General features: G+C 38.7%; 13 protein-coding genes and 1 other annotated feature. All 13 genes read right to left on the reverse strand.

Going from position 1 to position 15,145, the window contains the following annotated elements; translation table 11 throughout:
* Position 1: 1 nt before the first annotated feature.
* A complete protein-coding gene (gene cysS / locus MKX39_RS18760; RefSeq protein WP_340764103.1) occupies positions 2-1,402 on the reverse strand; it encodes a cysteine--tRNA ligase in 1,401 nt (466 codons plus the stop codon).
* Positions 1,383-2,054, reverse strand: a complete 672-nt coding sequence (cysE, locus tag MKX39_RS18765; protein WP_340764105.1) for a serine O-acetyltransferase — start codon at positions 2,052-2,054, stop codon at positions 1,383-1,385. The genes cysS and cysE overlap by 20 nt, the downstream gene beginning before the upstream one ends.
* Before the next feature lie 53 nt (positions 2,055-2,107).
* Positions 2,108-2,325: a binding site (T-box leader), on the reverse strand.
* Positions 2,326-2,384: 59 nt separating this feature from the next.
* Positions 2,385-3,848 (reverse strand): glutamate--tRNA ligase, encoded by a 1,464-nt coding sequence (gltX, locus tag MKX39_RS18770; protein WP_340771099.1) that lies wholly within the window; start codon positions 3,846-3,848, stop codon positions 2,385-2,387.
* A 127-nt stretch (positions 3,849-3,975) separates the two neighbouring features.
* Complete coding sequence (gene ispF / locus MKX39_RS18775; protein ID WP_093537886.1) at positions 3,976-4,455, reverse strand: 2-C-methyl-D-erythritol 2,4-cyclodiphosphate synthase; 480 nt, start codon at positions 4,453-4,455, stop codon at positions 3,976-3,978.
* Position 4,456: 1 nt separating this feature from the next.
* On the reverse strand, positions 4,457-5,149 hold the full coding sequence (ispD, locus tag MKX39_RS18780) for a 2-C-methyl-D-erythritol 4-phosphate cytidylyltransferase (protein ID WP_340771101.1): 693 nt from the start codon (positions 5,147-5,149) through the stop codon (positions 4,457-4,459).
* A 66-nt stretch (positions 5,150-5,215) separates the two neighbouring features.
* Complete coding sequence (locus tag MKX39_RS18785) at positions 5,216-6,304, reverse strand: PIN/TRAM domain-containing protein (protein ID WP_093537888.1); 1,089 nt, start codon at positions 6,302-6,304, stop codon at positions 5,216-5,218.
* Positions 6,305-6,496: 192 nt separating this feature from the next.
* Positions 6,497-7,867 (reverse strand): DNA repair protein RadA, encoded by a 1,371-nt coding sequence (gene radA, locus MKX39_RS18790; protein ID WP_340771103.1) that lies wholly within the window; start codon positions 7,865-7,867, stop codon positions 6,497-6,499.
* Between the two features lie 157 nt (positions 7,868-8,024).
* Entirely contained in the window at positions 8,025-10,475 is a 2,451-nt protein-coding gene (locus MKX39_RS18795; protein ID WP_093537890.1) for an ATP-dependent Clp protease ATP-binding subunit, read from the reverse strand.
* A complete protein-coding gene (locus MKX39_RS18800) occupies positions 10,472-11,566 on the reverse strand; it encodes a protein arginine kinase (RefSeq protein WP_093537891.1) in 1,095 nt (364 codons plus the stop codon). The genes MKX39_RS18795 and MKX39_RS18800 overlap by 4 nt, the downstream gene beginning before the upstream one ends.
* Entirely contained in the window at positions 11,556-12,104 is a 549-nt protein-coding gene (locus MKX39_RS18805) for a UvrB/UvrC motif-containing protein (RefSeq protein WP_340764114.1), read from the reverse strand. The genes MKX39_RS18800 and MKX39_RS18805 overlap by 11 nt, the downstream gene beginning before the upstream one ends.
* Before the next feature lie 16 nt (positions 12,105-12,120).
* A complete protein-coding gene (locus MKX39_RS18810; protein WP_093537893.1) occupies positions 12,121-12,594 on the reverse strand; it encodes a CtsR family transcriptional regulator in 474 nt (157 codons plus the stop codon).
* A 218-nt stretch (positions 12,595-12,812) separates the two neighbouring features.
* The gene (gene rsgA, locus MKX39_RS18815; protein ID WP_340771106.1) at positions 12,813-13,868 is read right to left on the reverse strand and encodes a ribosome small subunit-dependent GTPase A; all 1,056 of its coding nucleotides are present in this window, start codon (positions 13,866-13,868) and stop codon (positions 12,813-12,815) included.
* 307 nt (positions 13,869-14,175) lie between these two features.
* Entirely contained in the window at positions 14,176-15,135 is a 960-nt protein-coding gene (locus MKX39_RS18820; protein WP_340771109.1) for an ABC transporter ATP-binding protein, read from the reverse strand.
* Positions 15,136-15,145: the final 10 nt, after the last annotated feature.

Consider the following 15,145-nt stretch of genomic DNA (forward strand, 5'->3'; position numbering starts at 1 on the left):
TTTATCCTCTTTTCCATCGGATACCCTGTGCAGTATCTTCCAAAATAATATTTAACTCTTTTAATTGATCTCTAATTTCATCGGCACGAGCAAAGTTACGGTCTTTCCTAGCTTGATTGCGTTCTTCAATCAATGCATCAATTTCTTCATCCAGTACTTCCTTTTCTTTCGCAAACGTTAATCCCAGAACAGCATTCAAATCATCCATAACTAAGATAAATTGTTTTAATACAATTTCAGATGTTTGTTTTTCTAGTAAATACGTATTCGCAAGTTTCGACAATTCGAAAATAGCCGCAATACCATTCGCTGTATTAAAGTCATCATCCATAGCTGTTTCAAACTGTACTTTTACATCTGCAATTTTTTGTAACCAAATGTCATCATGATCCCCTAAATTTGCAGTGGTACTTAATCTGTGAACTAAGTTATCATAAGCAGTCCGTATACGATCCAAACCTGCCTCCGCTTGCTCCACTAATTCTTTTGAATAATTAATGGGATTTCGATAGTGAACACTCAGCATGAAAAGACGTAATACTTGTGGATCTATTTGCTGACGAATATCATTTACCAATACAAAGTTGCCGAGTGATTTCGACATTTTTTCATTGTCTATATTTATATACCCATTATGCATCCAATATCTCGCAAATGTCTTACCGGTTCTCGCCTCGGACTGTGCAATTTCATTTTCATGATGTGGAAAAGTTAAGTCTTGCCCGCCCGCATGAATATCAATCGTGTCTCCTAGTATTTCTCGGGCCATGACAGAGCATTCTATATGCCATCCTGGACGACCTTTCCCCCAAGGACTTTCCCAATAGATTTCTCCTGGTTTTGCTGCTTTCCAAAGTGCGAAATCTAGTGCATCCTCTTTTTTGACACCCGTTTCAATTCTAGCTCCGACTTTTAAATCGTCTACCGATTGATGAGAAAGTTTACCGTATCCATCAAATTTTCTCGTACGATAATAGACATCTCCATGCGATTCATATGCATAGTCTTTTTCCTCTAATACTTTAATAAATTCAATAATTTGATCCATATGATCTGTAACTCGTGGATGTGAATCTGCTCGATTACAGCCCAGTGCCTCAACATCCGCAAAATAAGCGTCGATAAAACGTTCCGTGAGCTCTGAGACTTCTTCTCCCAGTTCATTGGCCGCTTTAATAATTTTATCATCTACATCTGTGAAGTTTGAAACATATGTCACTTCATATCCGCGGTATTGTAAATACTTCCTTACCGTATCATAGACGATTACAGGTCGTGCATTCCCAATATGAATATAATTGTAAACAGTTGGTCCACATACATACATCTTAACTTTGCCTTCTTCAAGCGGTATAAACGGTTCTTTTTCACGTTTTAGCGTATTAAAAATTTGGATTGTCATGACTATTTTCCCTCTTCTCTTTCGTCAATTGGTCTATTTCTTTTTGGAGCTTCTCTATTTTGTTTTCCATTTGTTTGCAATGGTCGGTAAATGGATCTGGTAGGTCCTGATGATCTAAATTTCGCTTCACTTTTATACCATCTTGAATTACGACTACACCTGGGATCCCAACAACAGTAGAGTTAGTAGGTACATCTTTTAATACAACAGAACCTGCCCCGACTTTACTATTTTCACCAATGATAATAGATCCTAATACTTTTGCTCCAGTAGCGACTAGCACATTATTATGAAGAGTAGGATGTCTCTTTCCCTTTTCTTTTCCGGTACCACCTAGTGTGACACCTTGGTAGATCGTGCAATCATCTCCAATTTCACAGGTTTCTCCAATGACCACTCCCGAGCCGTGATCTATAAAAAAGCGTCGCCCAATTGTCGCCCCTGGGTGAATTTCGATTCCTGTAAAAAATCTACTAATTTGTGATATAGCGCGTGCTAAGAAAAAGAATTTCTTTTTAAATAAGGCATGTGCAACTCGGTGACTCCAAATTGCATGTAGACCTGCATAAGTTAAAATAACTTCTAACTTGCTATGTGCTGCTGGGTCCTGTTCAAATACTACCGCAATATCTTCTTTCATTCGTTTGAACACATGATTACCTCCTTTCATTTACTCCATAAAAAAAGTCCCTGTCTATAAATATAGACAGAGACGCAATAGCGTGGTTCCACTCTGATTGGAAAACAGAAAAAATTTTCCCACTTAGCATCTTTAACGCAGATGATACGTTCAGCCTACTTAAAAGTTCGGCATGACGCTCTAAGGTGCATTTCAGTAACTCATAAGCTCAGACCACTTTCAGCCGGTGATGGTCCTCTCTAAAGAACGTGCGTTACTTACTTCTCCTCGTCTTCGCTTGCTATTCATTTTGCTTTCGAATTTGTAACACCATTTTCACACCTTGGTAGAGGAAAGTCAATCTTATTGTTTTGCAAATTTGGCAACACGAGCGATTACTATTTCTTTACCAATTAGACTGATTGCATCAGCTAGTTCAGGACCGTGCATTTGACCAGTTGTTACTACACGAATTGGCATGAAAAGATTTTTCCCTTTATGTCCAGTTTCCTTTTGTACCGCTTTAATAGCAGCTTTAATCTCCGCTGGTTCAAATGTCTCTAAGCCCTCTAGCTGTACTTTAAATGCAGCCATTACTTCAGGAACCTGTTCTCCGGCTAATACTTCTGTCGCTTCTTCAGTATATGCAATGTCGTGATCAAAGAATAGTGATGATAATTCAACAATCTCCGCTCCAAAACTCATTTGATCATGGTAAAGTGCAATAAGTTTTGTTGCCCACGTAAGTTCTTCTTCTGATAGTTCAGTTGGTAGCAATTCTGCTTTTTGTAAATGTGGCAATGCTAACTCAACTACTTTTTCTAATGGCAACTGTTTAATATATTGGTTGTTCATCCAAGTAAGTTTTTGTTTGTCGAACATTGATGGTGATTTAGAAAGACGTGATACATCAAAGTTTTTAATGAATTCTTCTTTAGTGAAGATTTCATCCTCCCCTTCAGGAGACCATCCTAATAGGGCAAAGAAGTTAAACATTGCTTCTGGTAAATACCCTAGATCTTTGTACTGTGTAACAAATTGGATGATTGACTCGTCACGTTTTGAAAGCTTTTTACGGTTTTCGTTGATGATTAACGTCATATGACCATACTTAGGATATGCCCATCCGAACGCATCAAAAACCATCAATTGTTTTGGTGTGTTCGATAAATGTTCTTCCCCGCGGAATACATGAGAGATTTCCATAAAGTGATCATCTAATACTACAGCATAGTTATAAGTTGGAATTCCGTTCGCTTTCACTAATACCCAGTCACCAACATCTTTAGATTCAAAAGTAACCTCTCCACGAACTAAATCTTCAAAGGTATAAGTTACATTTCCCGGTACACGCATACGAATCGTGTACGCTTGTCCTGCTTCTTCTTTTGCTTGCACTTCTTCTGCTGATAAATGACGGCATTTACCATTGTACATTGGAGCTGCAATACCTTTTTCTTTTTGCATTTCACGTTCTGCTTCTAGTTCCTCTGATGAACAGAAACATTTATACGCATGACCTTTTTCTAACATTTCTTCTGCATGCTTTATATATATATCTAAACGCTCCATTTGGCGGTAAGGTGCATAAGGTCCACCAATATCTATGGATTCGTCATATTCGATTCCTAACCATTTTAAGTTTTCAAGTTGAGATAACTCGCCACCCTCTACATTACGCTCAATATCCGTATCTTCTATACGAACGATGAATTTCCCGTTATGGTGACGTGCATATAAATAGTTAAATAATGCTGTACGCGCTCCTCCTATATGTAAAAATCCTGTTGGACTGGGTGCGTAACGTACGCGAACTTCTTGTGTCATAAGTGTATCCTCCTAGTTTTCTTTCCATCAAATTAGCCTTGATGCAGTTGCACTTATTTAAAGTATAAGGCAACTAACAATGACTTTAACTTAATCCATTCTACCACTGGTTATACGTTTATTAAAGTTAGTCCTTTTTCAGAAGTAATATTGTTGCCATCGATGCTATTCCTTCTTCACGTCCTGTAAATCCAAGTTTCTCGGTTGTTGTAGCTTTCACATTTACCTGAGAAACATCTGCTTGAAGCAACTCCGCTACACGCGCACGAATTGTTTCGATATGTGGTGCCATTTTTGGCTTTTGTGCAATTATTGTACAATCGATATTTCCTAACTTATACCCACGAGCGTCTACTAGTTTCCAAATATGTTCTAGTAGCTTGGCTGAATCTGCGTCTTTAAAGTCTGGATCTGTATCCGGAAAATGTTTGCCGATATCTCCTTCTCCTATTGCACCTAAAGCAGCATCAGTAATTGTATGTAGTAATACGTCTGCATCTGAGTGACCAATTAGTCCTCGTTCATAAGGAATATCAATTCCTCCTATTATTAACGGACGATTATCCGCAAATTCATGTACATCGAATCCTTGTCCAATTCTCATCATATTAATATTCCTCCTGCTCTCGCTTATTTAATATTGCTTCTCCGTATAGAAGATCTTCACTCGTTGTCATCTTGACATTATCATAGGTACTTTCAACAATATGAACACGCTCTCCTAATCTTTCTACGAGCATTGCTTCATCCGTCCCAAGAAAATTATCCTTCTCAGCTAATCTTTCCGCTTTTTCTAATATTGTATACCGAAAAGCTTGAGGCGTTTGAATAATCCATAAGCTCTCTCGATCGACCGTTTCTTGAATTATACCATTTTCTACTTTTTTCATCGTATCTTTTGCCCGGACAGCTGCAACTGCTGCTCCAGACGTGTTTGCCTTTTCCACTAATTGTTGTATCACTTGCTGATGAATAAATGGTCTTGCCGCATCATGAACAAGGATGATTCCTTTAGACGAGCTAACTTTTAATGCAGCGTATACACTATGCTGGCGCTCTTCTCCACCTTCTGCGATGTGGGAAACCTTTGTAATACAATGCTCTTTTAGAAGCTGTTCAATAAAAGCCTTTTCCTCTTTCTTTACGGCTAATACTATTCGCTCACAATTAAGATCTCTTTCAAAAACGCGTAAAGTGTGTATCAAAATAGGAATATTGCGTAGCTCTAAAAACAATTTATTTTGACCAGCACCCATTCGCTTCCCACTACCCGCAGCTGGCAATAAAACAGTATATTTCATATTATTGGACCTCCGTTACATAGAAAAAGGGCGTATTCCTTTTGCAAAGGAAACAACCCTTCTTCGTTATTTCGAGTCTTGTGGTTTTGCAAATATCATTCGACCAGCCGACGTTTGAAGCACACTTGTCACTTCTACATTTATAGCCTGTCCAATGTATGCTTTACCGCCTTCTACAACAATCATCGTTCCATCATCTAGGTATGCGACGCCCTGATTGTGTTCTTTTCCATCTTTAATAACGACAACATGCATTATTTCCCCGGGAATAACAACAGGTTTCACTGCATTTGCCAAGTCATTAATATTTAAAACTCTTACTTGATGCAGGTCACAAACCTTATTTAAATTGAAATCATTCGTTACAACAATTCCATTCATCTTTTTAGCTAGACGAACTAATTTCAAATCTACCTCTTGTATATCTTCAAAATCCTCTTCCACGATTAATACAGCAGAAGATCGTTCTGTTTGAAGTTTTTTTAATACATCTAAACCACGACGACCTCTAGTTCGTTTAAGCGTATCTGAAGAATCCGCAATATGCTGTAACTCCGTCAAAACAAATTGAGGAACGACTAGAACACCTTCGATAAATCCAGTTACCGATATATCTGCAATGCGACCGTCAATAATAACACTAGTATCTAGCAACTTATAAGTTCCTAAACTCAATTCTTGGGTATCGTCGTCCATAGTTTTCTTCTTGCTAGTACTTTGCTTAGAAGGAGTGAAAACTTGAAGAAGTTCATCGCGCTTTTTAAAACCGACTTGGAAACCTAAGTAACCTAACACAATCGATAACAGCACGGGTACTACTGATCCAATTCCTGGTATAGCAATATTATTAAGTGCAGAACCTAGGAAAAAGGCAACAATTAAACCAATAACTAGTCCGAGCGTTCCGAATAACAAATCTCCAATTGGCGCTTTTAATAACCGTTCTTCCATCCATTTGATAAAATTAATCAAGTAGTCGGTCATAAACAATGCAGCCACATACAACAAAATTGCTCCTACTAAAACAGATACATACGGATTGTGAATCCAAGGGTTGTTAGATAAATTAAAAAGCTCATATAAGTGCGGTAAGAATAGTAACCCCAATGTTCCACCAATTAAAACAAAAGCAATTTGGATAATCCATTTTAACAAGCATGCCACCTCCATTAATTTCATTATACTTGCATCTTTCCCAATAAGTCTAATCAGACAAGCGCAGTTGCCCACTCTATTCCCAAAAATAATGGAAGAATGCTGGATAAAGGCTTCCTTTGCCTTTATCCGGCATTTTGAAACTACTTGATCGGTTGGACACCAGAGCTAGACATATAGAATGCCTTATTATTATGAAAATGCTTCTTTCATCGCTTCGTTAACTGTTTCGATTCCTATAATTTGAATGCCTGGAGGGTAATCCCATCCTCCGAGGTTTGAGGCCGGTACAATCGCTCTTTTAAAGCCAAGCTTTGCAGCCTCTTGAACACGCTGTTCAATTCTAGACACCCTTCTCACTTCTCCAGTTAAACCAATTTCTCCAATAAAGCAGTCAGTTGGTGTAACCCCTGTATCTCGGAAACTTGAGACGATACTTACTAGGACGGCTAAATCGATCGCAGGTTCATCTAATTTTACTCCTCCCGCCACTTTTATATAAGCATCTTGCGTTTGGAGTAGTAATCCCATTCGTTTTTCCAGTACTGCCATTAGTAAGGAAACACGGTTTTGATCAATACCAGTAGCCATACGTTTCGGATAATTAAAACTAGATTGAGTCACTAATGCTTGAATTTCTACTAAAATAGGTCTGGTACCTTCCATCGAGGCAACAATTGCAGATCCAGCTGCTCCATGAGACCGCTCCTGCAGAAATAATTCAGAAGGATTAAGTACTTCTTTTAATCCGGATTGGACCATTTCAAAAATGGCGATTTCATTCGTAGAGCCAAATCTGTTCTTCTGAGATCTTAAAATACGATACGTATGGTGACGTTCTCCTTCAAAGTACAAAACAGTATCTACCATATGTTCCAATATACGAGGTCCTGCAATTTGTCCCTCTTTTGTTACATGTCCCACTAAAAAGATTGCTACATTTTTAGTTTTGGCAATCCGCATTAGCTCTGCTGTACACTCTCGAACTTGTGATACACTTCCCGGTGCACTTGTTACATCGGGATGATGAACAGTTTGAATAGAATCGACAATAACAAATTTAGGCTCTACACTCTCAATAGTTTCATTGATTAACTCCAAGTTGGTTTCAGCATAGATATAAAGCTCTGCTGATGTTACCCCTAAACGTTCTGCCCGAAGCTTCGTCTGACGGATGGATTCCTCTCCCGAAATATACAGTACTCTTTCTCCTTTATTCGCAAGTAAAGCAGAAACCTGCAAAAGAAGGGTCGACTTACCAATACCCGGATCTCCACCTATTAATATTAACGACCCAGGGACAATACCACCGCCCAGCACACGATTCAGTTCAGCAAAGTCAGTTGTCACTCGTGGTTCATCAGCTGTTACTACTGAAATTATTGGGGTCGCCTTCTGTGCTGTGCCATTTGAATGCTGAAACGAGCGTTTCGGGCCTTTGGATACTATTTCCGTTTCTTCTACCATTGTGTTCCATTCACCGCACCCAGGACATCTTCCCATCCATTTTGCGGACTCATATCCACATGAATTACACATAAACTTCGTTTTCTTTTTAGCCATAATACCTCCTACTATGAAAAGCACAAGCGCCTCTGAAAAAATTGCAATAATGACGACCTCTGTCTTTATTGACCAGTCTGCAGCGATCGAACTGCTGCTTCCAGAGCTACAAGTTAAAAAGGGCATTCCGGAAATATTTTTCGGAATGCCCGCTATATTAACCTTCTGTAACTAACGATTTAGTGCTACGAACCACAAATTCATTGTCTTCTACATCAAATATTACATGTTGCCCGTCTAATACTTCTCCTTTAAGAAGTTCTTCGGATAGACGATCTTCTACATGTTTTTGAATTGCACGGCGTAGAGGACGTGCACCGTATTCTGGTTCATATCCTTCAGTTGTAATTTTGTCTTGTGCTGCTTCTGTAATCTCTAATTCAATACCTTGTTCTTTCAAACGTTTAGATAATTGCTCTGTCATAAGTGAAACAATTTGTTTTAAATGCTCTTTTTCAAGCGAATGGAACACAATCATTTCATCTAAACGGTTTAAGAATTCTGGACGGAATGCTTTTTTCAATTCTTCTAGCATTTTGCCTTTCATATCTTTATAATCCGTTTTGCCACCTTCTGTTAAGTTAAATCCAACGTATTTATTGAATCTAAGTGCATCCGCACCAACGTTTGATGTCATGATTACTACTGTATTACGGAAATCTACTGTGCGACCTTTAGAGTCTGTTAATCGTCCATCCTCTAACACTTGAAGAAGAATATTAAAGACATCTGGATGTGCTTTTTCAATTTCATCTAACAGGATAACAGAGTATGGTTTACGACGTACTTTTTCTGTCAATTGCCCACCATCGTCAAAACCTACATATCCTGGAGGAGATCCAACTAGACGAGAAGTTGAATGTTTTTCCATGTACTCAGACATATCTACTCGAATCATTGCATCTTCGTCTCCGAACATCACTTCTGCTAAAGCGCGAGCAAGCTCCGTTTTACCTACACCAGTAGGTCCCAAGAAGATAAACGAACCAATAGGACGTTTCGGATCCTTCAATCCCGCGCGAGCACGACGAATAGCTCTTGAAATTGCATCCACTGCTTCACTTTGACCAATTACTCTTTCATGCAATTTATCTTCTAGTTTTAATAACTTTTCAGATTCCGTTTGTGCTAATCTAGACACTGGTACCCCAGTCCACATAGAAACAACTGCTGCGATATCTTCTACTGTTACTTCAGATTCTTCTTTTCCTTGTTTTTCTTTCCAATTGTTTTTCATTTTCTCTAGTTCATCTTTGAGCTTCTGCTCTTTATCACGGAATGATGCAGCTTTTTCGAATTCCTGACTTTGAACTGATGCATTTTTTTCAGATCGGATTGCTTCTAGTTTAGCTTCTAATTCTTTTAGATTAGGAGGTGTTGTATATGAACGTAAGCGTACCTTAGAACCCGCTTCATCTATTAAGTCAATTGCTTTATCTGGCAAGAAACGATCAGAAATATAACGATCTGACATTTTCACGGCCGCTTCAACCGCTGCATCCGTAATCTTCACACGATGATGAGCTTCATAACGATCACGTAAACCGTAAATAATTTGAATCGCTTCATCTACTGAAGGCTCATCTACTTGAATTGGTTGGAAACGACGTTCAAGCGCGGCATCTTTTTCGATATATTTTCTATACTCATCCAATGTTGTTGCACCAATACATTGAATTTCTCCACGAGCAAGAGCAGGCTTCAAAATATTCGAAGCATCAATAGCACCCTCTGCTCCTCCAGCACCAATTAACGTATGAAGTTCATCAATGAATAGGATAACATTACCTGCTTGGCGAATTTCATCCATCACTTTTTTCAAACGATCTTCAAATTCCCCACGATATTTTGTACCAGCAACAACTGTACCCATATCTAGTGTCATTACACGTTTATCGCGTAGGATTTCTGGCACTTCATTTTGGACGATTTGCTGTGCAAGCCCTTCAGCAATAGCCGTTTTACCAACACCTGGTTCTCCAATTAGAACTGGATTGTTTTTTGTACGACGAGCCAAGATTTCAATTACTCTTGTAATTTCTTTACTACGACCAATTACAGGATCTAATGTACCTTCTCTTGCAATTTGTGTTAAGTCACGAGCTAGACCATCTAGTGTCGGTGTACTAGCTGGAGCTGTTCCATTGTTGCCATTGCCGTGCGCTTGCTCTGTACTACCTAATAATTGAAGTACTTGTTGACGAGCTTTGTTTAAACTTACTCCTGCATTATTTAGGACACGAGCAGCTACGCCTTCTCCTTCACGGATTAATGCAAGCAATAGATGTTCTGTTCCAATATATGAATGCCCAAGTTTTCGAGATTCATCTACGGAAAGCTCAATCACTTTTTTAGCACGAGGAGTGTAGTTAACAATTGGGCCAACTTCTTCTTTGCCTGCTCCTACTAGTTCCTCAATCCCTGCTTCAATTACTTTTAAATCTACTTCTATTGCCTCTAATGCTTTTGCAGCAATTCCACTACCTTCTCGGATAAGACCAAGTAATATATGTTCTGTTCCAATAGATTCATGCTTCAAGCGTATAGCCTCTTCTTGAGCTAGTTGTAATACTTTTTGAGATCTTTGTGTAAAACGATTAAACATCATTCAGATTCCTCTCCCTTTGTTTTCTGTTTTTCTTCTTTTTGCAATCTTTCCCTTAACAGCTTCGCGCGAAACATATCCCGCTCAGAAGTATTCAATGAAGTTCCCGCATATTTTTGTAGAAATCCTGGTTGCATAAACACCATACATTCATTCAAGATAGATACATCAACATCTTCTATGAGTCCCATATCTATTCCTAATCGTACATCCGATAGGCATCTCGCTGCTTCATCCGTTGCCATGATACGGGCAAATGATAAAGTTCCTAGAGATCGATATAGTCGGTCTTCTAGTGTATTGGCCGAATGCTTTAGAAGTGCATCTCGTGCTTCTCTTTCTTTTTGAATAATTTGTTCGGTAATACTCTGAAGATCAGCAAGTATGTCTTCTTCTGACTTACCAAGTGTGGTTTGGTTGGACACTTGATATACATTACCGAGCGCTTCACTACCTTCTCCGTAAATTCCTCTAACAACCATTCCAAGTCTTGAAATGATCGTAACAATTCTGTTCATTTGTTTGGTCATCGTTAATGCCGGTAAATGCATCATGACAGATGCACGCAAGCCAGTACCTGTATTTGTAGGACAACTTGTCAAATAACCAAACTGCTCGTCAAACGCATATGGTAATTCTTTATCTAATACACGATCTAGCACATCTGCTTGTGCATAGGCTTCTTGAATTTGAAGCCCTGGAAAAAGACATTGTATACGAATATGATCCTCTTCATTGACCATTACACTAACCGATTCATCATTTGATAATAAAACCGAGCCAGTCATAGGCGAGTTAGCGAGCTTTGGACTGATTAAATGTTTCTCTACTAACACTTGGCGACTTAGTTCCGATACATCCTTTATATGAATGGAAGAAAATTGCATATCTAATTCGTCACTTGCATCTAACAAAGTGGCAGATACAGATTGGTCAATTTTATGCGCCTCGTCTTCTGTAAATGCTAAAGGAAAACGATAGCCATTCAGATTTCTAGCTAAGCGTATTCTTGTACTCATCACGATATCTGAATGCTGTCCAACACCAGCCATCCAACTAGAAATGGAGTTATCTAAAAAGTGTTCAATTGACATTCGTTTGGTCACCTCCTCCTGTTGAAAGTTGACTTTCCAAATCTCTGGCTTCATCTCTCAACTTTGCGGCTTCCTCAAAACTTTCCGTGGCAATAGCATCTTTCATTTGAGAGCGAATGGCTTCTATACGTTTCTTTAAAGCAATCTTCTCTCCTAGTGCACCTGGAGCCTTCCCGGTATGCTTCGTGTTTCCATTATGAAGTCGCTTAAATACATTCGGTAACTGAGGGCGAAAACTGTTATAACAATTCGCACAACCAAATTTTCCTTCATCTAAAAAACGCTGGATCGACCAACCACATTCATCGCATACAATTATATTTTTTTGTTGTTTTTGTTGCATTGGTTGTTGTTCTGTTTGACTAAACCAGTTCGATAATAGTTGATGTAAAGATAGTGGATCTTGTTTGTACTCAACGTAAAACGGGTGGAGGCTATTTGCACAGACTTCACAATAATGTCTTTCAAGATGTTCACCATTATGCACTTGGGTAACCGTTACTTTCGCCGGTCTTTGTTTACAATTTTCACAAATCACCTTTAACACACCCCGTTCATTTTTCACTTTTTTCATATTTTAATGTTAATAACATGGCGCATAAAATACGAGACCTTAGTTCATCTCTGGCAGGTAATGGAATCACCAGAGTCGTTCTATTTAAAGCTGCTAAAATGAGTTTTGCTTCACGTTTAGTAATAACATCTTCATCGATCAATCGAAAAACAATATCTTCCGTGACCGATTCTGAAGCCCCATTTTCTAGTGTTTGTATAATATGCTCTATTAGATCAGCTTTTGTATGAGCTCGAACGCGGAGGATTCGAATATATCCCCCTCCACCTCGTTTACTTTCTACTAAGTATCCGCGATCTTGGGTAAATCGTGTATTGATTACATAATTTATTTGAGATGGAACACACTGAAACTTCTCCGCGATTTCACTTCGCTTAATTTCGATTTGTTCCTTACTTCCTTCTTCTATAATAGCCTTCAAATACCCTTCAATTATGTCAGATATATTTTTCATCTTCTCACCTCTTCTCACAAACTGACTTTGACTAACTTTGACTATATTATAACGAGAATTTTTTGTATGTGCAATTGATACGATTTGCACTTAAAAACAAGAAAAAACTACAAACCATTGTTTGTAGTTTAGGATATATTATTATGACTATTCCTATTCAAAAAATCTTTTTTATCTTTCTAGAATGACTAATTGAACCTTCTATAGCTACAGCTAAATTAAATTTTCTTTTTATAATTATTTCGTTGAGACTTCGTAACTTGCTTCCATTTATTCGTTTCTGCTTTTTTGGCTGCAGCATCGCTTTTGCGGTCGATATGCGCAAGCTCTCGCATCAGTTTTACATAACTCTTGTATCGTTCTTGTTTAAGAGTACCATTATCAATAGCCTCCCGAATTGCACAACCAGGCTCTTTTACATGCTGACAATCACGGAAACGGCAATCTAATGCTAGGTCTTCGATATCCTGAAAACTAGCACTCACCCCATCACTTGTATCCCAAAGTTGAAACTCTCTCATCCCAGGTGTATCAATTAGTAAGCCACCTTCAGGTAACAGCGTCAACTCTCTATGAGTGGTTGTATGGCGCCCTTTACTATCATCTTCTCTTATATGATTGACAGTCATTACTTCTACACCTGACAAGGCGTTTATCAAGGATGATTTCCCAACTCCGGAAGAACCTAAAAGTGCACCTGTTTTATGAGAGGATAATAGACTTCCTAATCGATCGATACCTTCGCCGGTCACACTACTCACTGCAAATATATCCACACCAAATGCAATAGCCTCTACTTCTTTCATATAATATTCTAGGTCTTCACAAGCATCTTTTTTCGTTAATACAACGATGGGGGTCGCCCCTGAATCCCATGCTGCCAATAGATATCTCTCTAATCTACGAACATTGAAGTCATGATTAAGCGACATCACTAGAAATACAAAATCAACGTTTACCGCAATTAGTTGAATTTCCGTCGTCAATCCAGCCATTTTCCTAGAGAACTGTGAACTGCGAGGAAGTACTTCATGGATTATCCCCTTTTCCTCACCAGGCATCCGATCGAGCACTACCCAGTCTCCAACTGCCGGAAATGCTTCTCTATCATTCCCAAATTTAAATTTCCCAGAAAGTGAGCATAGTAGCTCTCCTTCATTGGTCATAACTCTATATAAATTTTTATGTTCCAGTAGTACGCGACCTGCAGTTCCACTACCTGTCATTTTTTCTTCCCAATTATTATTCCAACCATATTGTTCGATTAAATTCAATTCAATTTCCCCCTAATTTCCGTATGAATAATGCCCAAGCCACATTAATAGAGCTATAAGCTAAACAATAAAAAACCATGACTGCACGAATCTGCAGCCATGGTTCCCCGGTCATTAGTAAAGAAGCATATATCTGGTTAGAGACATACGGAGTGGGACATCATAAACTTACAGATTCGTGGATACGTATATTCATTTGCCATGATGCCTCACTCCTTTCTTTTCGTTATTTTCAGAATACTACAAGTATTAGCATTTTGTCAATATAAATTATGCAAGGTACGTATTTGTAATATGGGTATCATTATTAATTATAAAGATGACATCCTACAAAATGACCTGGTTCCTGTTCCTTCCAATTTGGCTTTTTTTCCGTACAAATGGACATAGCATGTGCACATCTCGTACGGAATACACAACCTGAAGGTGGATTAATCGGGCTCGGAAGCTCTCCATGCAAAAGAATACGTTCTCGTGACTCCTCTATGTCAGGATCTGGAATGGGAATCGCAGATAACAAAGCCTGTGTGTACGGGTGTAGTGGATTTTCATACAACTGACTACTAGTGGTCATTTCTACCATATGCCCTAGGTACATGACCCCTATTCGGTCAGAGATGTACTTGACCATCGATAAATCATGTGCGATAAACAAATAGGTTAGATTTTTTTCCTTTTGTAGTCGTTGGAGCAGCTTCACTACTTGAGCTTGAACTGACACATCCAAAGCTGAAATAGGCTCATCCGCAATGATAAACTCAGGATCTAATGCAAGCGCTCGAGCTATGCCAATACGTTGACGCTGACCTCCTGAAAATTCATGAGGATATCGATTAGCATGGTCTCTGTTCAAGCCCACATCCTCTAGTAATTCATACACTCTAGACTTTAACTCTTCCTTTTTGTATAGTTTATGTATTTCCATCGGTTCAGCAATAATTTCAAACACAGTGGAACGTGGATTTAAAGATGCATACGGATCCTGAAAGATCATTTGCATCTTTTTCAAGTAACCTCTTCTTTCTTTGTCAGTCATCTCATGCACATTTTCATTTTCAAACAGAACTTTTCCCTCTGTTCTATTGTACAATCCTAAAATAGTTCGGCCTGCTGTGGATTTACCACAACCAGATTCACCCACTAGACCAAATGTCTCCCCTTTGAAGATATCAAAACTTATCCCATCAACAGCCTTCAACGTCTCCCCATGTCCAATGTCAAAATGGCGCTTCAAATCTTGAACAGACAATAGAACTTTTTCCGTCATTTAAATCCCC

It is taken from the genome of Psychrobacillus sp. FSL K6-1464 (assembly GCF_038003145.1).
Classification (GTDB): Bacteria; Bacillota; Bacilli; order Bacillales_A; family Planococcaceae; genus Psychrobacillus; species Psychrobacillus psychrotolerans.